Annotated in this window: 24 protein-coding genes and 1 pseudogene; 10 read left to right on the forward strand and 15 right to left on the reverse strand. The window is 61.7% G+C overall.

Annotated elements, in window-relative coordinates:
• The 5 genes from PHF15_RS04255 to PHF15_RS04275 form a co-directional block, all read left to right on the forward strand.
• The coding region (locus PHF15_RS04255) for a hypothetical protein (RefSeq protein WP_300119219.1) at positions 1 to 1,136 on the forward strand (1,136 nt) is incomplete at its 5' end.
• A 63-nt stretch (positions 1,137 to 1,199) separates the two neighbouring features.
• The gene (locus PHF15_RS04260; RefSeq protein ID WP_300119221.1) at positions 1,200 to 3,416 is read left to right on the forward strand and encodes a hypothetical protein; all 2,217 of its coding nucleotides are present in this window, start codon (positions 1,200 to 1,202) and stop codon (positions 3,414 to 3,416) included.
• A gap of 45 nt (positions 3,417 to 3,461) precedes the next feature.
• Positions 3,462 to 4,295, forward strand: a complete 834-nt coding sequence (locus PHF15_RS04265; protein WP_300119223.1) for a hypothetical protein — start codon at positions 3,462 to 3,464, stop codon at positions 4,293 to 4,295.
• A gap of 47 nt (positions 4,296 to 4,342) precedes the next feature.
• On the forward strand, positions 4,343 to 5,635 hold the full coding sequence (locus PHF15_RS04270; RefSeq protein ID WP_300119224.1) for an NAD(P)-binding domain-containing protein: 1,293 nt from the start codon (positions 4,343 to 4,345) through the stop codon (positions 5,633 to 5,635).
• Between the two features lie 70 nt (positions 5,636 to 5,705).
• Positions 5,706 to 6,515 carry a UPF0149 family protein gene (locus PHF15_RS04275; protein WP_300119225.1) on the forward strand — a complete coding sequence of 270 codons (810 nt, stop codon included), beginning with the start codon at positions 5,706 to 5,708 and terminating at the stop codon, positions 6,513 to 6,515.
• Positions 6,516 to 6,558: 43 nt separating this feature from the next.
• On the opposite strand, the gene PHF15_RS04280 is transcribed toward PHF15_RS04275, so the two are convergent.
• The 10 genes and pseudogenes from PHF15_RS04280 to moaC form a co-directional block, all read right to left on the reverse strand.
• Positions 6,559 to 7,461, reverse strand: coding sequence for an alpha/beta hydrolase (locus tag PHF15_RS04280; RefSeq protein ID WP_300119227.1), 903 nt, complete (start codon positions 7,459 to 7,461; stop codon positions 6,559 to 6,561).
• Positions 7,462 to 7,524: 63 nt separating this feature from the next.
• The gene (locus PHF15_RS04285; protein WP_300119228.1) at positions 7,525 to 8,121 is read right to left on the reverse strand and encodes a LysE/ArgO family amino acid transporter; all 597 of its coding nucleotides are present in this window, start codon (positions 8,119 to 8,121) and stop codon (positions 7,525 to 7,527) included.
• A gap of 2 nt (positions 8,122 to 8,123) precedes the next feature.
• Positions 8,124 to 9,596, reverse strand: a complete 1,473-nt coding sequence (locus PHF15_RS04290) for an ATP-binding protein (RefSeq protein WP_300119229.1) — start codon at positions 9,594 to 9,596, stop codon at positions 8,124 to 8,126.
• Positions 9,593 to 10,252: a response regulator transcription factor gene (locus PHF15_RS04295; protein ID WP_300119230.1), complete on the reverse strand. Its 660-nt coding sequence runs from the start codon at positions 10,250 to 10,252 to the stop codon at positions 9,593 to 9,595. The genes PHF15_RS04290 and PHF15_RS04295 overlap by 4 nt, the downstream gene beginning before the upstream one ends.
• The gene (locus PHF15_RS04300) at positions 10,249 to 10,761 is read right to left on the reverse strand and encodes a CinA family protein (RefSeq protein ID WP_300119232.1); all 513 of its coding nucleotides are present in this window, start codon (positions 10,759 to 10,761) and stop codon (positions 10,249 to 10,251) included. Before PHF15_RS04300 ends, PHF15_RS04295 begins: the two co-directional genes overlap by 4 nt.
• A 13-nt stretch (positions 10,762 to 10,774) precedes the next feature.
• Positions 10,775 to 11,269 carry a phosphatidylglycerophosphatase A gene (locus tag PHF15_RS04305; protein ID WP_300119473.1) on the reverse strand — a complete coding sequence of 165 codons (495 nt, stop codon included), beginning with the start codon at positions 11,267 to 11,269 and terminating at the stop codon, positions 10,775 to 10,777.
• Between the two features lie 123 nt (positions 11,270 to 11,392).
• A complete protein-coding gene (thiL, locus tag PHF15_RS04310) occupies positions 11,393 to 12,358 on the reverse strand; it encodes a thiamine-phosphate kinase (RefSeq protein ID WP_300119234.1) in 966 nt (321 codons plus the stop codon).
• A 30-nt stretch (positions 12,359 to 12,388) separates the two neighbouring features.
• Positions 12,389 to 12,791: pseudogene (apaG, locus tag PHF15_RS04315) on the reverse strand (Co2+/Mg2+ efflux protein ApaG).
• 4 nt (positions 12,792 to 12,795) lie between these two features.
• A complete protein-coding gene (locus tag PHF15_RS04320) occupies positions 12,796 to 13,266 on the reverse strand; it encodes a type II secretion system protein N (protein ID WP_300119236.1) in 471 nt (156 codons plus the stop codon).
• Positions 13,253 to 13,765, reverse strand: coding sequence for a cyclic pyranopterin monophosphate synthase MoaC (moaC, locus tag PHF15_RS04325; RefSeq protein WP_300119237.1), 513 nt, complete (start codon positions 13,763 to 13,765; stop codon positions 13,253 to 13,255). The genes PHF15_RS04320 and moaC overlap by 14 nt, the downstream gene beginning before the upstream one ends.
• A 218-nt stretch (positions 13,766 to 13,983) precedes the next feature.
• Between moaC and PHF15_RS04330 the strand changes: the two genes are divergently transcribed.
• Complete coding sequence (locus PHF15_RS04330; RefSeq protein WP_300119475.1) at positions 13,984 to 15,501, forward strand: M48 family metalloprotease; 1,518 nt, start codon at positions 13,984 to 13,986, stop codon at positions 15,499 to 15,501.
• Here PHF15_RS04330 and PHF15_RS04335 read toward each other — a convergent pair.
• Complete coding sequence (locus PHF15_RS04335) at positions 15,472 to 15,822, reverse strand: phage holin family protein (protein WP_300119238.1); 351 nt, start codon at positions 15,820 to 15,822, stop codon at positions 15,472 to 15,474. The two genes, PHF15_RS04330 and PHF15_RS04335, sit on opposite strands and share 30 nt — an antisense overlap.
• A 25-nt stretch (positions 15,823 to 15,847) precedes the next feature.
• Positions 15,848 to 16,555, reverse strand: coding sequence for a TerC family protein (locus tag PHF15_RS04340; protein WP_300119239.1), 708 nt, complete (start codon positions 16,553 to 16,555; stop codon positions 15,848 to 15,850).
• Positions 16,556 to 16,854: 299 nt separating this feature from the next.
• Here PHF15_RS04340 and PHF15_RS04345 point away from each other — a divergent pair, with 299 nt between their 5' ends.
• A complete protein-coding gene (locus PHF15_RS04345) occupies positions 16,855 to 17,280 on the forward strand; it encodes a DUF3717 domain-containing protein (protein ID WP_300119240.1) in 426 nt (141 codons plus the stop codon).
• A 119-nt stretch (positions 17,281 to 17,399) separates the two neighbouring features.
• Here PHF15_RS04345 and fabG read toward each other — a convergent pair whose 3' ends face one another.
• From fabG to purB, 3 genes are all read right to left on the reverse strand, one after another.
• Positions 17,400 to 18,146: a 3-oxoacyl-ACP reductase FabG gene (fabG, locus tag PHF15_RS04350; protein WP_300119241.1), complete on the reverse strand. Its 747-nt coding sequence runs from the start codon at positions 18,144 to 18,146 to the stop codon at positions 17,400 to 17,402.
• A 74-nt stretch (positions 18,147 to 18,220) separates the two neighbouring features.
• On the reverse strand, positions 18,221 to 18,781 hold the full coding sequence (locus PHF15_RS04355; protein ID WP_300119242.1) for a YaeQ family protein: 561 nt from the start codon (positions 18,779 to 18,781) through the stop codon (positions 18,221 to 18,223).
• 105 nt (positions 18,782 to 18,886) lie between these two features.
• The gene (gene purB / locus PHF15_RS04360) at positions 18,887 to 20,266 is read right to left on the reverse strand and encodes an adenylosuccinate lyase (protein WP_300119243.1); all 1,380 of its coding nucleotides are present in this window, start codon (positions 20,264 to 20,266) and stop codon (positions 18,887 to 18,889) included.
• Positions 20,267 to 20,431: 165 nt separating this feature from the next.
• Between purB and PHF15_RS04365 the strand changes: the two genes are divergently transcribed.
• From PHF15_RS04365 to PHF15_RS04375, 3 genes are all read left to right on the forward strand, one after another.
• Positions 20,432 to 21,046, forward strand: a complete 615-nt coding sequence (locus PHF15_RS04365; RefSeq protein ID WP_300119244.1) for a glutathione S-transferase N-terminal domain-containing protein — start codon at positions 20,432 to 20,434, stop codon at positions 21,044 to 21,046.
• Positions 21,047 to 21,158: 112 nt separating this feature from the next.
• Entirely contained in the window at positions 21,159 to 21,371 is a 213-nt protein-coding gene (locus PHF15_RS04370) for a hypothetical protein (protein ID WP_300119245.1), read from the forward strand.
• Between the two features lie 56 nt (positions 21,372 to 21,427).
• Complete coding sequence (locus PHF15_RS04375) at positions 21,428 to 21,949, forward strand: adenylyltransferase/cytidyltransferase family protein (RefSeq protein ID WP_300119246.1); 522 nt, start codon at positions 21,428 to 21,430, stop codon at positions 21,947 to 21,949.
• The last annotated feature ends 22 nt before the right edge of the window (positions 21,950 to 21,971 follow it).

Genomic DNA, 21,971 nt, shown 5'->3' on the forward strand with positions numbered 1-21,971 from the left:
TCAACAGTGCCACCAACTGCGCCAGTTGCCACGTCGTTGGCGGCTCGGCGCCGGGCAAGGACGCCAACCATATTCCGACCACGGCCAACTGCAGCACCTGCCACAAGAGCTACAGCAGCTGGACGCCGGCGAGCTTCCACGCCAACGTCTCGGTGCTGACGGGCTGCGCGACTTGCCATGCCACGGGCACCTTCGGTTTGACCGTCAAGCCCAACAACACGACCCATGCGGGCGTCACGGTGTGTGAAACCTGCCACAAATCGACGGGCAGCTGGTCGGGCGCCAAGGTCGATCACAGTGTCTTCAACAGTGCCACCAACTGCGCCAGTTGCCACGTCGTTGGCGGCTCGGCGCCGGGCAAGGACGCCAACCATATTCCGACCACGGCCAACTGCAGCACCTGCCACAAGAGCTACAGCAGCTGGACGCCAGCCAAATTCCACGCCAACGTCTCGGTGCTGACGGGCTGCGCGACTTGCCATGCCACGACAGCCTATGGCTTGACTGCCAAACCTAACACGCCAACGCACAGCGGTGTAACCGTGTGCGAAACCTGCCACAAGTCCACCAGCAGCTGGTCGAATGTCCAGTTTGCGCACTCGCCTGCCAATGGAGTCGGCACCGGAACCTGTGATACCTGTCATAACGGCACAGCCGCCCTGGGCAAACCAAATTCGCATATTCCGGTCAACTCCAGTATCTCCAAGTGCGATTCTTGCCACAAATCGCAGGCCAGTTTCAGTACTTCCGTGACCATGAACCACACAGTGGTCAGCACAGTCACCTGCAAGTCGTGCCACAACGGCACTTACGTGTCGCAAGGCAACAACGGCGGCGCGCTGGCCAAGCCCGCCAACCATATTCCGGAGGCACAATTGCTGAACGGCGCTGCGATGGATTGCAAATCATGCCATAGCAGTACCGCCTCCTGGAGTACCGAAAAAATGAATCACAACGCCAGCATGGGCAACGGCGCTGGTTGGTGCAAGTCCTGTCATGCAAGTGGCACCAGTTACCTTGGAGACATGGAGAAAAAATCGCTGACCCATGAGAAATCCGGCCAGACTGATTGCTCTACATCCAGTTGTCACAAGCCGTTAGGTAGCAAAGGTATCACCTACATCGAATGGGACTGACCCCGCTGGCACTTACGATTCATGAGCACACACTAATTTATTGACCAACCACCACAAAAAATGATGAAAAATAATTATCTTTTGCTACCTGTTGCCGCCTGTCTGTGCGCCGGCTTTGTTTCCACTGCAAGCGCGCAATATCTGGAAGATGTCGAGTTCCGGCAAGAGGGCGCCAACGCGGTGCTGAACATTAAATTGGTGACGCCGGTCCAGTATTCCAGGTCAGTTGCGGCGCGTGCTTCGGATGTGGTGCAGGTGTTTTATTCTGTTCTGCCAACCCGCAATCCAATCGCCAATATCAGCAGTGAGCGTCGGCTGGTCGGTGCAGAGAGTATTCCGTCGGTCATCATTTCAGACGAGGATGCGGACAATACCGCGCAGCTTAAATCGAGTCGGAAACTGGTGATACGTTTTGCCAGCCCCATCAAGTTCCGGGTGCGGGCTGGTCGCAATAACAGCAGCATTGAGGTGGTGCTGGATGGCTTGGGGTCGTCGGTCAAGGCAGCGACTGCTGCAGCTACTACCTTGCGCGCCCGCCTTGCCAAAGCGCCTGAAAGTGCGCCAGTGGCGGCCGACAGAGCTGGTGCGCTGGCACCGGCCGAGGTCGAGGCTTCGGCTGCGGCGCTGCTGGGCACCGCGCAATCGGCGTTTGATGGGGGCAATTACGCCGTGGCGATCGAGTCGCTAAACCAGCTCCTTAACCTGCCAACCAATGCATCATCGCGCCGGGCGCAAGAGCTGATCGGCTTGTCGCGTTTGAATATGGGTGACAGCGCCCGGGCTGCCAGTGAATTTGATCTGTTCCTCAAACTCTATCCCGTCGGCAGTGATAGCGATCGCGTGCGCCAGTTGGCGGCGGCAGCGCCGACGATTGCCAAGTCGCCAACCCAGGACAAAAAGGTGGTGGAAGCGCACGCCAGCACCAGCGGCTCGGTGTCGATGTTTTACTATGGCGGCAAATCCGATATCCGTACCCAGGAGTTCAAGGACTCGGTGTTGGGCGGGCTGCCCATTCTGGTCTCTGATTCCACACTGTCGGCTGACGACCAAAAACAATTGCAGACAAACGTGGACTTGAACTGGCGTTATCGGGATGTCGACAAGGAAATGCGTTTTGTTTTTCGTGATGCCTTCGCCGCAGACTACATCAGGGACAGAAGTAGAAATCGTTTATCTGCGTTGTATTTTGACTACCGTTCATTGCTCAACGGGACCAGCATTCGCCTGGGCCGCCAGTCGCCCAATGGTGGTGGTGTGCTCTACCGTTTTGACGGTATCCAGGCCGGCTACGTCTTCAAGCCCAAGTGGAAAGTGAACGCCGTGATCGGTGTCCCCTCAGATACCTTGCTGGATACGCGTCGCACCTTTTACGGCATGTCGGTGGATGCAGAAGCCCTGACCAAAGAACTCAGCGGCAGCACCTTTTTAATCCAGCAAATGATCGACGGCGAGGTCGATCGTCGCGGTATCGGGGCTGATCTGCGCTATTTCAAGGACGGTATTTCGGCGTCGGCGCAGCTTGACTATGACACGATCATCAATGGCCTCAATATCGCCTCGGTTCAGGGTACCTGGCAGGTAACTGAAGCGACTGTGATCAATGCGATGGCTGACCGCCGGACCACACCTATTCTGTCATTGGGCAATGTGTTGTTTTTCCAGAATCCTGCCTTGTCAGTTCCAGCGCAGCGGATCAAGGATTTGCTCGGCACTGCCTCCATTGAGACCTTGCGCGAGCAAGTCAAGGGGCTCACGCCGTATCAGATGCAGATGCACATCGGTGGCACAACGTCCTTGACGAAGAATTGGCAGGTCGGGGCCGACCTTGGAGTCGCCAGTGTGGAAGAGATCAAGCCAGTGGCTGATCTGTTACCGAATGGCCAGGCCAGTACCGGCAATCTGTGGAATGCGGGTGTCCAGTTGATCGGTTCCAATTTGTACTCTTTGCGTGACACGCACGTGTTCAACCTTTCTTTGCTGGGTGGTCCAACTTACCACGGCACACTGCTTTCTTACAACAATCTCTCCAGTCTGGGTGAAAAGTGGCAACTTGAGCCCTCGCTGAAGTATTACACCCAAAGCAGCAACGAAGGTTCAAGCAACAATGTCTGGACCGCCGGCGCGCGCGCCGCCTACCGGGTTCGTCAGACAGTGTCGCTCGAAACCGAATTGACCTACGAGCACGCCAATGCCAACAGCGCGCCGACCATGATTGGTCCTGGCGCCACGACCACGTCGTCACGGATGAATTACTACCTGGGCTTCCGGTACGACTTTTGATCAATGCATATGCCTCATCCTTCTGTTTCAAACACCGCTACCCTAATGGCTTCGCCTGATCCCAAATCGATCCTCCCGGCACGCCGTGTGCTGCCGTTGCTGGTGGCCGCGGCGGTCTTGGTGTGCGTAATAGCCTATGGCTGGACGCGTTACTCCGCCCAGCCAGCGTCCCCGGCTTCTTTCAGCCCAATCATGGTGCGTAGCATGCCAATAGCGGGTGCCGCGCCAGCGGCCAATCCGCACGCCGCCGACATCGACCAGATCGCCGCCATGACCGACAAGCTTGCAGCCAAGCTGAAAGAGCAGCCGAAAGACTCCGAGGGCTGGGCCATGCTGGCACGCACCTATGGTGTCCTGAAGCGTTTCCCGGAGGCAGTGATTGCCTATGAAAAAGCCATTGCTTTACGTGGTGATGACAATGTTTTGCGCTCCGATTACGCGCAGGCCCGCGCGCAGGCGGGGCTCCCCCCCGACAGCCGTGGTGTTGTCGTGGCGCAAGCTGTTGTCAAGCCGCAGATGGCGGCATCGACCGGGCAGACTGTGAGCGGCACTGTGGTACTGGCACCCGCGCTCATGAAGCAGGTCAATCCGGAAGACGTCGTATTTGTCTTTGCGCGTCCCTCCGAAGGATCACGCATGCCGCTGGCCCTGCTGCGCAGGCAGGTGAAAGACTTGCCCATTGTGTTTACGCTGGACGACAGCATGGCCATGTCGCCAGCATCGACCTTGTCCAAGGCGGGTCTCGTGGTGATTGGCGCGCGCATCAGCAAAAGCGGTCACGCGATGCCTGAAAAAGGCGATTTGACCGGCCTGTCGGCTCCAGTGGCCGTGGGGGCAAAGGGCATGAAGATCGAAATCAATGAGGTTCTGATGCAGTAAGCTTGAAGCCATTGCGGCGATTTTGCCGGACTGTCATATCAAGTTGCGTGAATTATCTTTATCTATACCTCGTCCCCTTGCTCCTCGTGCTGGCGCTTTACCTCAGGCGCCAGCGGCGCATTCATGGCGCACAGGCAGCCCAGTTGCACGAGTCCATTGCCAGCGGTTTGAGCGAACCTTCTTCACTGCATCCGGTGGTGGATCCATCGCGATGCATGGGATCAGGTGCCTGCGCCAAAGCCTGCCCCGAGAAGGCGCTGGGCGTTGTCAATGGTCAGATGGCGTTGATCAACGCAGCCCACTGCATCGGCCACGGCGCCTGCCTGGCGGCCTGTCCGGTGGATGCCATCAAGCTGGTCTTTGGCACAGAGAAACGCGGTGTTGATATTCCCAACATCAGCCCGGATTTCGAGACCAATGTGCCCGGCATTTATATCGCGGGTGAACTCGGCGGCATGGGCCTGATCCGCAAAGCGGCAGAACAGGGTCGCCAGGCCATTGAGTCGATCCGTAAGAGCAAGTCCACAGGCATCGCCGATTTCGATGTGATTATTGTCGGCTGCGGACCCGCTGGCATCTCGGCCGGCCTGTCTGCGCTGGAGCACAAGCTGCGCTACAAGATCCTTGAGCAAGAGGATTCCCTGGGGGGTTCGGTTTACCACTACCCGCGGCAAAAAATCACCATGACAGCGCCGGTGGAATTGGCGCTGGTGGGTAAAACCAAATTCAACGAAGTTCGAAAAGAAACACTGCTGGCGTTCTGGCTGGACGTGGTCAACACAACGGGCTTGCAAATCGATTTCTGCGAGCGTATGGAGTCGATCGACAAAGTGGGCGACGTCTTCGTGGTTCATACCGCCAAAGGCAGCCATACCACCCGAACCGTCTTGCTGTCGATGGGTCGCCGTGGCACGCCGCGCAAACTTGATGTGCCGGGCGAGGATTTGCCCAAAGTAATGTACAGGCTTGCGGATGCGGCACAGTTCAAGGGGCAGGCGGTGCTGGTGGTGGGCGGCGGCGACAGCGCCCTCGAAGCGGCGATCTCGTTATCAGAGCAAGCCGACACCGATGTCATTCTTTCTTACCGCAGTGGTGCATTTTCCCGTGTCAAGCAAAAAAACCGGGAGATGCTCGCGCAGCAGCAACTAACCGGGCGCTTGCGGGTCATGCTGAACTCCAGGGTGAAGCAGATTTCAGAAAAGGCGGTGGAGATCGAAATGGAAGGCCAGTCGCAGCAGCACCGCAACGATGCCGTCATCGTCTGCGCCGGTGGTTTGCTGCCCACCCCGCTGTTGCAGAAAATTGGCATTCGTTTTGACACCAAGTTTGGAAGCGCCTGATGTGCGTGATGTCACAGCGCCCTTTGGAGGGGGCAAAATGCTGCCGTCGTCACTCATAGAACCATTTCCCATGACCACTGAACTCACTTCGCCTGTCGATGCGGTCGCTGCCGATGAGGTGCTTATGCAACCCGACGACTTCGACGCGCTCGACGCCATTCTGGACGACCTGCGCAGCCGTTTCGACGAAACTCCGCAGTGGGAGTTTTGCGAGGGATTCATGGCGGCGCTGGTGTGCTGCCGCCGCGTCATCAGCCCGACCGAATATTTCTCGGTGCTGCTGGACCTGGAGGACGATAGCGAAACGCCGCTGTTTGCCGACGAGGCCCAGTTCAAGCGCTTTTTTGACCTCTGGACGCGCCGCTGGAACGAGGTGGCCGCAGCCCTCAATGCCGACGTGGAATCGCTCGAAGACGAGCGCGCCTACCAGCCCGAGGTGATGGACATGCGCGGTGCCATTGCCACCTTGCCTGACGAACAGCGCATGGAGATGGGGGACGTGCCAATTCCCTCGTTTGGCCAGATCTGGGCCATCGGCTTCATGTATGCCGTGGAAAGCTGGCCCGAAGAATGGTCACCGCCGCGTGACAGGGAGGCCGCCAAGGTGCTCGACGCCGCGCTGGAGTGCATCGTGGCTGTGGCCGAGGACGATACCGATCCACCCAGCGTGGCGGCCTTTGACGAAGACGGGCCGCCCACCATCAGTGAGCAGCGCCTCAACGACTTTGCCGATGCCATGTGGGCGGTGTACGACCTGTGCGAACTCTGGCGCCACATCGGTCCGCGCGTGGAGACCGTGCACGCCGGGGCCAAACCTGGCCGCAACGACCCCTGCCCCTGCGGCAGTGGCAAAAAATACAAGAAATGCTGCGGCGCTTGAGCCATGCAGGTCATCGTGGGCGACGCGTGGCGATCCAGGCGGTTCAAGCTGTAAAAAATTGACGCAAATGGGCCGCCATCTCCTGCGGCAACTCTTCCGGTATGAAATGCCCGGCTTCCATGGCCTGGCCCGTGACCTGACCCGCGCACTGTGCTTGCCATAAATCGAGCGGCCTGAACAGGCGCTGCACCACGCCGCGCGCGCCCCAAAGCACCCGCGTGTCGCAGGCAATTTTTAGACCCTGCGCGCGGCTGGTGCGGTCATGTTCCAGGTCGATGTCGGCACTGGCGCGGTAGTCTTCGCACATGGCGTGAATGGTCTCGCTCTGGATGAAGCATCGCTCGTATTCGGCCTGCGCCGCGGGTTCGATGTAGTCCATGCCGGTCGAACCCCAACCGCCCAGTTTGGCATGCAGATAGGCCAATGGGTTGCCGCCGATCATGAATTCTGGCAAGGGCTTCGGCTGGATCAGATGAAACCAGTGGTAGTAAGCCTTGGCAAACGCAAAGTCAGTGGCAGCGTACATGTCCAGGGTGGGCGCAATGTCGATCACGCAGAGTTTTTCTACCCGTGCGGCATGGTCCACGGCCAGCCTGTGCGCCACCCGGCCGCCCCGGTCATGGCCGCATAAAAAGAAGCGATCCACGCCCAGCGCGTCCATTACCGCCACCATGTCCTGCGCCATGGCGCGCTTGCTGTAGTTGCTGTGGTCGGGCAAGCCCGGCGCTTTGCTGGAGTCGCCGTAACCGCGAAGGTCTGGCAGCACCAGGTAATAGCCCTGTTGCAGTTGTTGCGCCACCCGGTGCCACATCACATGGCTTTGTGGAAAGCCGTGCAACAGCAACAGCGCCGGGCGGGAGCCGTGGGCGCCGCGCGAGACCCGGGCAAAAATGCGCGCGCCGTTGACCTCGAAATGGCGCGTTTCAAAATTTTCAAACCAGTTCATGGCAAAGCTCCAGTGACCCTATTCTTTTTTGCACCGCTCGGTGCCTCAGGCATGACTGTAACGTCATCCCGCCAGCAGCATCGCCGCCAGCGCGCCCATGGTCAGCGCAATCAGGCCGTCGAGCACGCGCCAGGCCAGCACGGTGGCAAACAGCGGTGACAGATAGCGCGCGCCAAAGCCTAAAGCGGCAAACCAGCACAGGCTGGCGCTGACAGCACCGGCGCCAAAGATCCAGCGGCCGGGGTCGGGGCGCTGGTTGGCCAGGCTGCCCAGCAGCACCACGGTGTCGAGGTACACATGCGGATTCAGAAAGGTAAAGGCAAAGCACGCGGCCAGTGCGCTGGCCAGGGTGACACCAGCGCCAGCGTGCAGCAGCATGTGCTTGCCTTGCCAGGCGCGCCGTGCAGCCAGCACACCATATGCGGCCAAAAACAGGGCACCGCCGTAGCGCGTGAGTGTCATCAGCACGTCGTTGCCGCGAATCAGCACGCCCGCCCCGCCAATGCCCGCCAGGATCAGCAGCGCGTCGGACAGCGCACAAAACAGCACCAGGGGCAGTACATGCTGGCGCAAAATGCCCTGGCGCAACACATAGGCGTTTTGCGAGCCAATGGCCACGATCAGTGCCAGCCCGGTGGCAAAACCACTGGAAAAATCCATGCTTAAGTGGCAAAGTGCAGGCGCACCGTGAGCCCGCGGCCGTGCAGGCCATCCGACAGCGTCAGGGTGGCCAGGTGCAGGTCAGCCACCCGCTTGCAGATGGCCAGCCCCAGGCCGGTGCCGGGCTGGTTTTGTTGGGCGATGCGGTAAAAGCGCTCAAAAACACGTTTGCGCTGGTCGGGCGCAATGCCCGGGCCATCGTCACTGACCGCAAGTTGCACCCCGCCGTCATCGGACGCGAGGCTGATGATGATGTTGCCACCGCGCTGCGTGTAGTGGATGGCGTTGTCCACCAGATTGGAGAGCAGCATGGCCAACAGGTCGGCGTTGCCGGTCAGTGGCGGCAAGTCAGGCTCGGCATTTAATTCCAGACTCTGCTCGCGCTGCAGCGCCAGCGGGGCCAATTCGGCGCAAATGGTCTCGGCAATCTGATTGAGGTGGACACTGGTGAATTCTGGCCGGACCTGCTTGGGGTCGAGCCGCGCCAGCGTCAGCAACTGGTTGACCAGGCGGATGCCGCGCTCCACACTGTGCTGCATCTGTTCCAGGGCGAGCTGATGCGGCGCCTCTGCCTGGGTATGGCGCGCGGTGTAGAGCTGGGTCTGCAGGGCCGCCAGCGGCGTGCGTAGCTGGTGGGCAGCATCGTCGGTGAAGCGGCGCTCGTTGGCCAGGGTTTGCGCCATGCGGGTGAGCAGGTCGTTCAGTGCGGTGACGATGGGTTGCACCTCGTCAGGGACGCTTTTTGCATCGATCGGCGTCAGGTTGTCAGGTTGTCTTTTGCTGATTTCCTGGCTCAGGGAGGCCAGCGGATAAAGGCCTCTTTTGATGGAAAACCACAGCAACAACAGCAATACCGGCAGCCCCAGCACCAAAGGCGTCGCCGCCGCGATGACCATGCTGCGCGCCAGCTGGGCGCGAAAGGAATCGGGCTCAGAGACGATCATGTGCACACTGTGGTTGATGTCATACACCTTGTAATTGCGCCAGCCGTTGCCTTGCGCATCGACGGTATCCGACAAGCCCAGTGACTCGGCCATGACGACGGACGGCGCGTTGTCGGAGCGAAACAGCAGCTCGCTGTCATGGCGCCATAACTGGAAGCGCAGGCCGCGGCTGTAGGGCGTCGTCTTGGCGTTCAAGGCCCCAGGCGCAGAACTCGCTGGGGGCTCAGCCGTGCTCGATGCCCGGGACTCAGCGGTTGGTCGCAGCGCCAATTCCGGCCAGGCGTTCAAGAGTTCGGCAATAGTCTCCGACGCCAGGATTTTGGGCAAGGTCTGCTTTTCGCCGTGGTCGGGGTCCATCATGTGCAAAAAGGCCTGGGCGGTGTAGGCCAGGTGCACATCGTAAAGCTCGTCGATTTGCGCGATGTTGTCGCGCGTGGACAGGCTGGTCATCACCACCCAGAACAGGAAGCTGACCACGCCAAGCGCCACCAGCAGGCGGTGGCTCAGCGTGATGTGCTTTGTCGGATTCACGCGCACAGTTTGGTCAGGGTGTAGCCAACGCCGCGCACCGTTTTGATGCTGGCCTCGCCAATTTTCTGCCGCAGGTTGTGGATGTGAACTTCAAGCACATTGCTGTCGCTGCCGCGATTTGGGCCGAACACCGACGCTTCGAGCAGGCTGCGTGAAATGACCTGCCCAGCACCTTCCATCAGCACCTTCAGCAGTTCGAACTCGCGGTTGGACAGGCTGAGCAATTGACCCCCTTGCGTGACCGCCTGAGTGTCCGAATCCAGGGTCAGCTTGCCGACGCTGATGCGGCCCACAAAGCCAGCCCGGCGAATCAGGGCGCGCAGGCGCGCCACCAGCTCTTCCACGTCGGTGGTTTTGACCAGAAAGTCGTCGGCGCCCGCGTCAAAGCACATCACCTTGTCGTGGGTGGTGTCGCGTGCGGTGAGCATCAACACCGGCAGCGTGCTGCCGCTGGCCCGGAGTTGCTTCAGCAGGGTCAGCCCGTTCAGGCCGGGCAGGGTGATGTCGAGCACCGCTGCGCGGAAAAAATCATGGATAAGCAAGTCATAGGCCGTTTGCCCGTCTGTCACCCACTGCGCGTCAAAACCGGCGCTGTTGAGGGCGGCCTGCAGACCCGCGCCCATCATCTCGTCATCTTCAACAATCAACAGCTTCACGACGGGGTTTTCCTCTGGATGAGTTCTGTCAGGCGGTTCAGCGCGTGTTGCGCGGTGGCTTGGCGCACGTCGGCGCGGTCGCCCGAAAAGTGCTGCAACTCACTGGTCACGCTGTCGGGGGTGGCCCAGGCGAGCCACACGGTGCCCACCGGTTTTTCGGCAGTGCCGCCGCTGGGGCCGGCCACGCCGGTGACGGCGATGGTCACCTGCGCGCGCGAATGCGCCAGCGCGCCGGCGGCCATGGCGCGTGCCACGGCTTCGCTGACAGCACCATGCTGCTCGATCAGCTGGGCTTCGACGCCCAGCAGCTCGATTTTGGCGGCGTTGGAGTAAGTGACAAAGCCGCGCTCGAACCAGTGGCTGGATCCGGCCAGGTCGGTGCAGGTCGCCGCAATCAGACCGCCGGTACAGCTTTCGGCAGTGCAAAGCAGCCAGTGGTTGGCCAATAACTCATCGGCCAGCCGGGCGGCGGCTGCGGGTGCCAAAGTTGCTGGACGCCAGGGGTTCATGGTCGCCATGGGATCACCAGACCCGCCACAGTGCGATCACCAGCAGGGTGCAAAAAGCGGCCACCAGATCGTCGAGCATGATGCCCCAGCCGGCCTTGCGCCAGGCTGCCGGGTCGGTGGCGGGGTCAACGTGGTGGTAGAACTGGTCGGCCCAGGCCACCGGGCCGGGTTTGACGGCATCGAAGAAGCGGAACAGCGCAAAGGCGGCCAGCTGGCCCCAAAAGCCGGTTGGGCTGACCAGCCACAGCACCAGCCAGAAGGCGGCAATTTCGTCCCAGACGATGCTGCCCGGGTCGAGCACGCGCATATGCCTGGCGGTGAGCGTGCAGACCCACCAGCCCGCCAGGACGCTGATGGTGATGAGCCAGCCCCATTGCGCGTCGGTGAGGCGGTGTTGCAGCAGCGCAAACAGCGCCCAGGCCCACAGCGTGCCCATGGTGCCGGGCGCTTTCGGGCTCAGCCCGGCGCCAAAGCCCAGTGCCATCACATGAGCGGGGTGCGCCATCATGAAGCTGCCCGTCGGGACTACCCTGGCGCTGGCGGCTTGGGCTGGTGCCGCTGCGCCAGGGTGCAAAACAGTCTCTTGATCAAGCATGGTCGGATTATCGAGCGTATGCAGGGGGAACCGGCGTCAGGCGAAGTGATCGAACGAGACGTAGTGGTTGGGCAACGACCGGCCCTGTGCGTCCAGCAGCCGCAGCCCGGCGGCGGCTTCGATCTGGCCAATGCAGCGCACGGGCGTCTGGCTGGCTTGGGCGGCTGCAGCCACGGCTGCTCTGAACCGGGTCGGGGCGGTGAACAGCAACTCGTAGTCGTCGCCGCCGCATAGCGCCAGGGTGCGCCATTGCTCCAGCGACACATGGACACCTGGCGGCTCTGCGGAGACTGCCTGATCAACCTGCACCGTGGCGCCCACCCCCGAGCCTTTCATGATATGACCAAGGTCGCCGATCAGTCCATCGCTGACGTCAATCGCCGCGCTGGCGATGCCGCGCAAGGCCAGGCCCAGCGCCACGCGCGGCTTTGGGCTCTGCAGCCGCTCGCGTGCGGCCGACAGTACCGCGGCGGGAACGGTCAACTTGCCCTGCATCGCGTTCAATGCCAGCCGGGCATCGCCCAGTTTGCCGCTCACATACAGGTCGTCACCAGCCCTGGCGCCGCTGCGCAGCAGGGCCTGGGACTTGCCGTTGACCACTGGCACTTCGCCAAACACCGTGATGCAGATGTTGAGCGGCCCGGCGGTGGTGTCGCCGCCGATGAGTTCGCAGTCATGCGCGTCGGCCAGGGCGAACAGGCCCTGGGCAAAGGCCGCCAGCCAGGGTTCGTTGACCTCGGGCAGCGCCAGAGCCAGCGTGAACGCCAGCGGTCTGGCGCCACAGGCCGCCAGGTCGCTTAGGTTGACGGCCAGCGCCTTGTGGCCCAACTGGCACGGGTCGGTGTCGGCAAAAAAATGGCGGTCCTGCACCAGCATGTCGCAGGAAATGGCCAGTTGAGTGCCGGGCGCGGGTTGCAGAAGCGCGCAGTCGTCGCCCACGCCCAACGCCGCCCGGCGCACCGGGCGCGTGAAGTAGCGCGCGATCAGATCGAATTCACCCATGGCTCACACTTTTCTTGGGGGCGCTGGACGTCAATGCAGGGTGCGGGTTCCGCCGCTCTCGCTCAAGGCGTCGAGCACGAACATGGGCACATCCACGTCGAACTTTTCACCGTCTTCGGCCACGCAAAAAAAACTGCCGTGCATGGTGCCGGTTGGCGTGCGCAGGCGCGTGCCGCTGGTGTACTCGAAGGCTTCGCCGGGTTGCAGCAGCGGCTGGTGCCCGACCACGCCAAGACCCTTGACCTTTTCGTGGTGTCCCTGGGCATCGTTGATATTCCAGGTGCGGGCAATCAATTGCGCGGCCACCTGACCGCTGTTGCGGATGGTGACGGTGTAGGAAAAAAAAGTACTGGTCCTGCCCTGGCACCGACTGGTCAGCCAGATAGCGCGGTTGAACTTGAACCTGGAATTGGTAACGACGGGATGCGGTCATGGTGCTAGGGTTTGAGGCCGTCGAGCGGCGGTAATTCGAGCTGGATCGATGCCGGCGCCGCCATGCCGGGCGCCAGGGCGGCACCCCGTGCCGAGACCGACTGCAGCAGCAGATCGTCACTCAAGTGGTCGCCCACTCTGTAGGGTTTGGCTTTTTCGCCGCCGATGGCGATCAGGGCGCTGCCACGCCCGCTGCTGCGACCCTGGGCAATGACGCCTTCAAGCTTGTAATTGGCAGCGGCATTGACCGTCGGTGCCGCAGCACCTGCGTCGGCGGGCGAGGCGCTGGCGCCCAGCAACAGGGCCACCCGGGCCGTGTCGATGGGGCGTGGCTCGGACCTGACGCCGCTGGAAGGCGGCGCAGTGAGCGGCTCGGACCAGCGCAGACCCCAATAGACGACGCTGGCTGCGGCCAGAGCAGCCAATGCAAAGGTGCTCAGGCGCGCAGGCCAAATGGCACGATCAAGCATTGCCATGGGGTGTTGTGTTCGGATTGATAAAACTGCCCGATTTGCCGCCATGCTTCTCCAGCAGCGTGATATCGGTCATCACCATGCCGCGGTCCACCGCCTTGCACATGTCGTAAATGGTGAGCAGCGCGACCGACACCGCGGTGAGCGCTTCCATTTCCACCCCGGTGGGTCCCACCGTTTCGACAGTAGCCTGGCACAGGATGCTGGCGGCATGGCTCGGGCTGACGTGCAGCACCTTGAATTCAATGGCGACATGAGTCAGCGCCAGCGGGTGGCACAGGGGAATCAGGGCGCTGGTTTTCTTGGCCGCCATGATGCCGGCCACGCGGGCAATGCCCAGCACATCACCTTTTTTGGCGCTGCCGGCTTCGATAATGGCCAGCGTGGCGGGCTGCATCTCGATGCGCCCGCCGGCGATGCCAATGCGATGGCTGGCCGCTTTGGCCGCCACATCGACCATATGGGCCTGGCCCTGTTCGTCAAAATGGGTGAGGGTGCTCATGACAAAAAATTAAGGGTGGGTGGTGAACTAAAGTCAGCGCGTCGGCTTCACCGAACCTTTACACACAGCTGGCATCATACGGTGGTCGTCTGATTTATTCTTTTGTAGGTGCACAAAATTTACCGCTCATGTTGATGGATCCATTCAAACCCAAGCTGAGGGCGGGCCTGATCGCAGCAGGGCGCGCAACGCTTTTTCTGGCCGCCATCGGGCTGGCCATGCCGGTCTCGTTGCAGGCGCAAGGCAGCTTGGCCAGCACGCTGCCCCTGCTCGGTGATGGCAGCGCCATGAGCGCCAGCGCCGAGCGCCGACTGGGCGACCGCATCGTCCGTGAACTGTACCGAGATCCTGATTTTATCGACGACCCGGTGCTCTCCGACTATGTGCAGGGCATCTGGCTGCCGCTGCTGGCCGCCGCCCGTGCGCGTGGTGATCTGACGCCAGAGCTCGACGAGCGTTTTGCCTGGCGAATTGTGTTGGGGCGCGACCGCAGCGTCAACGCCTTTGCCCTGCCGGGCGGTTATTTTGGCGTGCACTTGGGGCTGCTGGCCGTGGTGAGCAGCCGCGACGAACTGGCCTCGGTGCTGGGCCACGAGCTGAGCCACGTCACCCAGCGCCATATTTCGCGCCTGATCGCCAAGAACGAACAGCAAACCCCCTGGATGATCGGCGCCATGATTCTGGGCGCGCTTGCGGCCAGCAAAAGTCCGGAGGCCGGCAACGCCCTGATTGTCGGCGGGCAAGCGCTGTCAGCGCAAAGCCAGCTCAATTTTTCGCGCGACATGGAACGCGAGGCCGACCGCGTCGGCTTTGGCGTGATGACGCAGGCCGGTTTCGAGGCGCAGGGCTTTGTCGGCATGTTCGACAAGCTGCAGCAGGCCGCCCGGCTCAATGACACCGGCGCCTACCCCTATCTGCGCAGCCACCCGCTGACCACCGAGCGCATCGCCGACATGCAGTCGCGCCTGCCGCTGGGCGCGCCGCACAGCGTCGAGGTGGCGCCAACCATGACGCACGCGATGCTGACGGCGCGCGCCCGGGTGCTGGCCAACCCGGGTGCCGACGCGCTGCGCGGCTGGCAGGCGCAGGCCGACGCACTGGCGAGCGCACCGACCGCGGCGCAGCAGGCGGGCGCGCTCTATGGCGCGGCCATGGCGGCCAGCCGATTGCGTGATGCGGCACAGGCGCGCAAACAGTTTGTGCGGCTCCAAAAAATGGTTGCGGATGACGCCGAGGCTGCCCGGCAAGCGCGCTGGCTTGGGGTGGAAATCGAACTGGCGGCACGCGACCGATCACGACCCCAGGTGCTGGCACTGGCCAGCAACGTGGGGTTGGACCTGGTCAGGCCCGAGGCTGTGACAGCGCTGCGCCGCCCGGATTTGCTGTTGCAGGCCCAAATTGCCATGCAGGCCGGACAAGACGGCGTGATGGACAGCGCGGCGCAAAACCTGCAAGTGTGGCTGGTCAAGCAGCCGCAGGATACCCTGGCCTGGCAGTGGCTGGCGAGCATTTACGCCGCACAAAACCACCGCCTGCGGGCCTTGCGCGCCGAAGCCGAGGCGCGAATCGCGCAACTGGATTACGCGGGGGCGCTGGACCGGCTCAAATCTGCACAGGATCGGCTGCGTGCCACGGGGGTGGCAAATTCATCGGCGGATCACATCGACGCGTCGATCATCGACACGCGGCGCCGCCAGATCGAGGCCTTATTTAAGGAACAGGCGCTCGACAACTGAATCGATGACCAGCCCCAGGGCAGAGTAGATCAGCGAGCCCCAGAGCGCGGCGAAAAAGTCGCGCACATAGAAGCCTTCGAGGATGCCTGCGGCAGACCAGAACATCAGGGCGTTGATGACAAACAAAAACAAGCCCAGCGTGACCAGCGTGACGGGCAGGGTCAGCACCACCAGCACCGGGCGCAGCACCATGTTGAAGAGGCCGATGACAAAGGCGGCGATCAGCGCCGCCCCCAGGCTGCTCACCACGACGCCGCTGTAAAGGTAGGCCACGCACAACAGGGCGGCTGCACAGAGCAGCCATTTCAGGATCAGTTTCATGGCGTGCAGCTTAGCACGTTGCGGCTCAAACCGGGGCGTTGGCGCTGAGCTGGCGCTTGCGCCACCAGCCGGCTGCCAGCACGCCGATGATGACCGCCGCATAGATCGCCCAGCGCACCGCCGTTTGCATGGTTTCAGCAGGCGATTCGTCGCCATCGAACAGCTCAGCGAGCAGTGGCTCGGACACGATCATCTTGGCGGCCGTCAGGGCCAGCACCGCCGCGCCGGCCTGGATGATGACGGGGAAGCGCTCCACCAGTTTCAGCACCACCGAGCTGCCAAACACCACAATCGGCACGCTGATCAGCAAGCCGATGATGACCAGGTCGAACGCGCCATGCGCGGCGCCGGCCACTCCCAGCACGTTATCGACCCCCATCAGCGCGTCGGCCACCACGATGGTTTTCATGGCGCCCCAGAAAGTGCTGGCCATGGGGTTGCTGTGTTCGCCGCCGTCGTCATCGGCCAGCAGTTTGTAGGCAATCCACACCAGCCCCAGGCCGCCGACCAGCATCAGCCCCGGAATCTGCAGCAGCCAGACCACGCCGATGGTCATGATCGAGCGCACCACGATCGCGCCCACCGTGCCCCACATAATGGCTCTGGTTTTGAGGTGGGCCGGCAAATTGCGCGCCGCCAGCGCGATCACGATGGCGTTGTCGCCGGCCAGCACCAGGTCAATGAGCAAAATGGCCAGTAGCGCAGACCACCAGGCGGTAGAAAATAGTTCCATGGCAAACCCTTAAATGAATTTGAAATTTGCACCGGACACCACAACGCATTCAGGATGGTTTCGAGGCCTCCTTCGCGCGCTGCACAGGCACCCGTGCACGGCGAAGGTCTTGCTCAATGTGCTGATCCCGGACGGGCTGGCACATCGGGTGAACCGGGTTGCTGTCAGCAAGACAGCCTCCGTATTGACGATTCACCCTGGTGGGAACTACTCCCCTTCAGAGGCGCATTATCTGCAAACCGGAATTTTTCCTACAAGTGGTGGGGTTAATGCGGCGGCAGGGCTATGATGCGCGCCCTATGACCGGCATCCACATCTCCGACATTGAAGCGGCCATCAACTTCTGGCGCGACAAGCTACCCTGCCGCGAGGGAGCAGCGCTGCCCGCACCCACACGTGCGCTGGCTGAAGTGTATGCGGTGATGGCCTTTGAGCGTCGCCATGAAATTGACCCGGTCACCCTGCCCGAAGTCGCCATGCAGGCCTGGCAGACCTGGTTCGAGAGCACGCCCGACACACCCTGCATAGCGATTTGCTCGACCAGCCAAGGCGACGACGTGTGCAAGGGCTGTGGCCGCAGCTTTGCCGAGGTGCAGTTCTGGACCGAGATGCAGCCGGTGCAAAAACGCGCCACTTGGCGCCGCATCACCCAGGAAGGCACGGCCTGGCGTTTCAATAAATACGCCGAGCGCGCTGCCGAAAGACAAGCGACGCCCGGCGGGTAGGGACAATCCTGATCAGTTGGGGTCAGAGCACGTCGCTTTCCGAGTGGTCTGACCCGCAAAGTCTCAGGCTTAGTTGGTGTCAGAGCACGTCGCTTTGCGAGTGGTCTGACCCGCCATGTTCAGAGTGAAATGCCGCCCGAGACTTCGATCACTTCGCCGTTGATGTAGCTGGCCTCGTCGCTGGCCAAAAAGGCATAGACGTTGGCAATTTCCTCGGGCTTGCCCAGGCGGCGCAGGGCGACTTTTTCGCCCATTTTTGCCAGCACTTCAGCGGGCATGGCAGCCACCATCGGGGTTGTGATGAAGCCGGGGGCCACGGCGTTGGTGCGCACGCCCTTGGGGCCGAGCTCGCGGCTCCATGTCTTGGTGAAGCCGATCACGCCGAACTTGGTGGCGGCGTAGTTGGTCTGGCCAAAGTTGCCATACAGGCCGACCACCGAGCTGGCGTTCAGGATCACACCGCTGCCTTGGGCCACCATGCCGTCGGCCACCGCTTGCGAGCAGTGGAACACGCCGCGCAGGTTGACGTCGATGACCTTGTCAAATTGTTCGGCGGTCATTTTTTGCAGGCGCGCATCCTGGGTGATGCCGGCGTTGTTGACCAGCACGTCGATACGGCCGAACTTGGCCTTGACCTGGGCCACCACGGCATCGACCATGGCGCGCTGGGTCACGTCCATGACAAAACCTTCAGCCGTGGCACCCAGGGCGCGGCACTGGGCCACCGCTTCATCGACACCGGCCTGTTTGACGTCGCAGACGATGACGATGGCGCCTTCCTGAGCGAATTTGAGCGCGGTGGCCAGGCCGATGCCTTGAGCGGAACCGGTGATGATGGAAACTTTGTTGGAAAGACGTGCGGACATGATGATTGAGTAAGTAGTGAAAGAAACAGGAGAATGGTATCCCCGTGATATTTCACGAAGTTGACGCCCGTCAACTACTTCCAGCTTATCGGTTCAATATCGACGTTGTGGGTGCCGTCACCGAGCATCAGCACGCCTTCCTGGATGGTGGCCTGCAGCGCCATGCTGCGCTGTGCCATCGGAATCAGCGCCTGGGCGGCGGCCGTGGGAATGCGCCAGACGCGCAGGTTCCTGGGGCGAGCCAGCTTGCTCTCCATGCCGCGCCACCAGACCTCGGCAGCCTGGCTAAAACAGTACAGCACCACGGCATCGGCCTTGCCGCAGGCTTTCAGCAGTGGCTTGTCCTCGGGTTGCCCCACCTCGATCCACAGTCGCGTTTGGCCGGTGAAGTCGCGCAGCCAGACATCGGGCTCGTCGGGGTCGCTTAAGCCCGCGCCAAAGGCCAGCACGCCATCGCCACCACAGACACTTTGCAACTGGTGCGCCTGCAAGGCCAGCGCGCACAGCCGCACCATCATGCGCTCGTCGGTTTCGCTGGGGTGGCGCGCCAGCGTCAGCGCATGGTCGGCGTAGTAGCTGTGGTCAATGTCCGCAATTTGCAGGCTGGCCTTGAAGATGGTGGATTTGGTGGCCATCAGACCAGGCCAAACGTGAGCGTGGTCCGGCGCCGGGCCGCCCCAAGCCGGACCAGCCCCCTTGGGGGGCAGCGAGGACGCAAAGTGCCGAGCGTGGGGGTCATATCAGACCCGGCGCGCCAGTTCGGCCGCCTTACCGACGTAGCTGGCCGGGGTCATGGCCAGCAGGCGCCCTTTTTCGGCCTCTGGCAGGTCCAGGCCGGCAATGAAGCCCTGCATCAGTTCACGCGTCATGGCTTCGCCGCGGGTGAACTTCTTGAGTTGCTCGTAGGGCTGCGGCAGGCCAAAGCGGCGCATCACGGTTTGAATCGGCTCGGCCAGCACCTCCCAGGAACTGTCGAGGTCGGAGGCGATCGCGGTTTCGTTGATCTCGAGTTTGCCCAGACCGGCCGCCATCGACTGGTAGGCCAGCACGGCATAGCCCAGCGCAACGCCCATGTTGCGCAGCACGGTGCTGTCGGTCAGGTCGCGCTGCCAGCGCGAAATCGGCAGCTTTTCCGACATGTGCCGCAGCAGCGCATTGGCCAGCCCGAGGTTGCCCTCGGCGTTCTCGAAGTCGATCGGGTTGACCTTGTGCGGCATGGTGCTGGAGCCGACCTCGCCGTCGCGCAGACGCTGCTTGAAGTAGCCCAAAGAGACATAACCCCAGACATCACGCGACCAGTCGATCAGGATGGTGTTGGCGCGCGCCACCGCGTCAAACAGCTCGGCCATGTAGTCGTGCGGCTCAATCTGGATGCTGTAGGGCTGAAACGTCAGGCCCAGACCCAGCGGCTCGGGGGTCTCGATCACCTTGCGGCTGAAGTCTTCCCAGTCGAAGTCCGGCCAGGCCGACAGGTGGGCGTTGAAGTTGCCCACCGCACCGTTCATCTTGCCCATCAATTTGACGCAGGCAATCTTGTCGCGCGCCGCCACCAGGCGCACCACCACATTGGCAATTTCCTTGCCTACCGTGGTCGGGCTGGCGGTCTGGCCATGGGTGCGGCTGAGCATCGACACTTCAGCAAAGGCGTGCGCCATGGTGCGCAGCTTGTCGATCACTTCGTCAAGTTTGGGCAGCAGCACCTGGTCGCGGCCGCTTTTGAGTTGCAGCGCCTGGCTGGTGTTGTTGATGTCTTCGCTGGTGCAGGCAAAGTGCACGAATTCCTGCGCCGCCACCAGTTCGGGCCGACCTTCGAATTTGGACTTGATCCAGTACTCGACCGCCTTGACATCGTGGTTGGTGGTTTTTTCGATGGTCTTGATGGCCTTGCCGTCAACTTCCGAGAAGTTTTTCGCCAGGCCCAGCAGGTAGGTTCGCGCGCCCGGCGACAACGGTTTGAATTCCTTGAAGCCGCAGTCGCTCAAGGCAATGAACCAGGCCACTTCGACCTGCACCCTTCGGTGCATGTAGCCCTGTTCGCTCATGGCGGGGCGCAATTTGGCGAGTTTGGCTGCGTAGCGGCCGTCCAGCGGCGAGAGGGCAGAAATGGCGGAAGTAGTCATGCGCGGGATTGTAGGAGGATCAAAAACTTCAATTTGCAAGCAAGGCGTCAGTTGTCCGGCTTGCCCCGGCCCGGCTTGTGCTTGGTGCTGGATGGGTTCGCATCATTCAATCGGCATGTATAGAATCAGCCAACAACATTTTTATTCCACCTCTGTCACATGCCCATGAAACTGATCGGATCCAACACCAGCCCCTATGTGCGCAAAGTACGCATCGTCATGTCCGAGAAAAAACTGGACTACGACTATGTGCTGGAAAACGTGTGGTCGGCCAATACCAGCATCGCTGCCACCAGCCCGCTTGGCAAAGTGCCCTGCCTGGTGATGGAAGCTGGCGACGTGATCCATGACTCGCGCGTTATCGTGGAATACCTTGACACCCTGTCGCCGGTGGGCAAGCTCATTCCTGCGGTGGGGCGCGAGCGCGCCGAGGTCAAGACCTGGGAGGCCCTGGCCGATGGCATCCTGGATGCAGCCATTCTGGCGCGGCTCGAAGCCACTTGGGGCGGTCGCACTGACGCCCAGCGCTGCCAGTCATGGATTGACCGGCAGCTTGGCAAAGTCGATACCACCTTGCAGGCTATCAGCAGGGATTTGGGCGACAAGCCCTTTTGCGTGGGCATCCATTTGAGCCTGGCCGATGTCGCCGTGGGCGTGGCGCTGGGCTACCTTGACTTCCGCTTTCCCGAGTTGCCCTGGCGCGAGCAATATCCCAATCTGGTCAGGCTGCAGGACAAGCTGATGCAGCGCGCCAGTTTTGTCGATACGCAGCCGGTCTGAACCATCGGTCCGGGCGCAAGTGGTGGCGCTGAGGCGATTGGTCACGCGGCTTACATCGGTTTACATTTTCGACGGCCTTGAGCCCGTGGTCTGGCGTTACAGTTTGACCACCATGGCAACACGCATCAAAACCAATTTCAAGACGGCTTACCAGTGTCGCCAGTGCGGCTCTACCTGCTACCAGCCGGTGATTGAACGTGCGCCCAACGGCGCACTGCTGCCCAATGGGCAATATCGTTGTACCGGATGTCACACCAGATTCCTGAATGTGCAGTCCTGGTGGGCGCCACAGCCTGCGGCGGGCCGCCAGGCGCAGCCAGGCTAGGCCCCAGACCCTTCGCCCGGGTCGGTGGGTTCAAAAATGCCTGCTAGCATCCGGGGATGCCTGAATACACATCTGCAACTGACCTGGATGCTGCCGGTGCTGCCCCCGAGCTGACGGCCAAACTCTGTTATCCGCACGAGTTGCGGCGGCGGTTGGCCCTTTTGCCGCACCCGCTGGTTTTCACCAATGGCGTTTTCGACGTGCTGCACTGCGGTCATGTGGTGTATCTGGCGCAAGCCCGTGCACTGGGCGCCAGTCTGGTGGTCGCGCTCAACACCGACGCCTCGGCGCGGCGACTGGGTAAGGGGCCGGATCGGCCGCTGAACAACGAAATGGACCGCGCCTATGTGATGGCGGCGCTGGTCAGCAGCAGTATGGTGACCTGGTTCGATGAGGACACGCCGCTTGAATTGATCGCCCAGGTGCGTCCCGACATTCTGGTCAAGGGCGGCGACTACGACATGGCGCGCTTGCCCGAGTCAAAGCTGGTGCAATCCTGGGGTGGCAAAGCGCTGGCGCTGCCCTTTGTCAAGGGCTATTCCACCACGGCGCTGGTGCAGAAAATCCGAAACACCTGAGCAAACGGCGCCCGTCTGTTGG

The organism is Rhodoferax sp. (genome assembly GCF_028689295.1).
Taxonomy (GTDB): Bacteria; Pseudomonadota; Gammaproteobacteria; order Burkholderiales; family Burkholderiaceae_C; genus Rhodoferax.

What these genes read in the sequence shown, in the direction of transcription:
- PHF15_RS04260 (WP_300119221.1), top strand. Translation starts at nt 1,200, where the DNA reads ATGAAAAATAATTATCTTTTGCTACCTGTTGCCGCCTGTCTGTGCGCC.
- PHF15_RS04265 (WP_300119223.1), top strand. Translation starts at nt 3,462, where the DNA reads ATGGCTTCGCCTGATCCCAAATCGATCCTCCCGGCACGCCGTGTGCTG.
- PHF15_RS04275 (WP_300119225.1), top strand. Translation starts at nt 5,706, where the DNA reads ATGACCACTGAACTCACTTCGCCTGTCGATGCGGTCGCTGCCGATGAG.
- PHF15_RS04280 (WP_300119227.1), bottom strand. Translation starts at nt 7,461, where the DNA reads ATGAACTGGTTTGAAAATTTTGAAACGCGCCATTTCGAGGTCAACGGC.
- PHF15_RS04285 (WP_300119228.1), bottom strand. Translation starts at nt 8,121, where the DNA reads ATGGATTTTTCCAGTGGTTTTGCCACCGGGCTGGCACTGATCGTGGCC.
- PHF15_RS04300 (WP_300119232.1), bottom strand. Translation starts at nt 10,761, where the DNA reads ATGAACCCCTGGCGTCCAGCAACTTTGGCACCCGCAGCCGCCGCCCGG.
- PHF15_RS04305 (WP_300119473.1), bottom strand. Translation starts at nt 11,269, where the DNA reads ATGATGGCGCACCCCGCTCATGTGATGGCACTGGGCTTTGGCGCCGGG.
- thiL (WP_300119234.1), bottom strand. Translation starts at nt 12,358, where the DNA reads ATGGGTGAATTCGATCTGATCGCGCGCTACTTCACGCGCCCGGTGCGC.
- PHF15_RS04320 (WP_300119236.1), bottom strand. Translation starts at nt 13,266, where the DNA reads ATGGCAATGCTTGATCGTGCCATTTGGCCTGCGCGCCTGAGCACCTTT.
- moaC (WP_300119237.1), bottom strand. Translation starts at nt 13,765, where the DNA reads ATGAGCACCCTCACCCATTTTGACGAACAGGGCCAGGCCCATATGGTC.
- PHF15_RS04330 (WP_300119475.1), top strand. Translation starts at nt 13,984, where the DNA reads ATGCCGGTCTCGTTGCAGGCGCAAGGCAGCTTGGCCAGCACGCTGCCC.
- PHF15_RS04335 (WP_300119238.1), bottom strand. Translation starts at nt 15,822, where the DNA reads ATGAAACTGATCCTGAAATGGCTGCTCTGTGCAGCCGCCCTGTTGTGC.
- PHF15_RS04340 (WP_300119239.1), bottom strand. Translation starts at nt 16,555, where the DNA reads ATGGAACTATTTTCTACCGCCTGGTGGTCTGCGCTACTGGCCATTTTG.
- PHF15_RS04345 (WP_300119240.1), top strand. Translation starts at nt 16,855, where the DNA reads ATGACCGGCATCCACATCTCCGACATTGAAGCGGCCATCAACTTCTGG.
- fabG (WP_300119241.1), bottom strand. Translation starts at nt 18,146, where the DNA reads ATGTCCGCACGTCTTTCCAACAAAGTTTCCATCATCACCGGTTCCGCT.
- PHF15_RS04355 (WP_300119242.1), bottom strand. Translation starts at nt 18,781, where the DNA reads ATGGCCACCAAATCCACCATCTTCAAGGCCAGCCTGCAAATTGCGGAC.
- purB (WP_300119243.1), bottom strand. Translation starts at nt 20,266, where the DNA reads ATGACTACTTCCGCCATTTCTGCCCTCTCGCCGCTGGACGGCCGCTAC.
- PHF15_RS04365 (WP_300119244.1), top strand. Translation starts at nt 20,432, where the DNA reads ATGAAACTGATCGGATCCAACACCAGCCCCTATGTGCGCAAAGTACGC.
- PHF15_RS04370 (WP_300119245.1), top strand. Translation starts at nt 21,159, where the DNA reads ATGGCAACACGCATCAAAACCAATTTCAAGACGGCTTACCAGTGTCGC.
- PHF15_RS04375 (WP_300119246.1), top strand. Translation starts at nt 21,428, where the DNA reads ATGCCTGAATACACATCTGCAACTGACCTGGATGCTGCCGGTGCTGCC.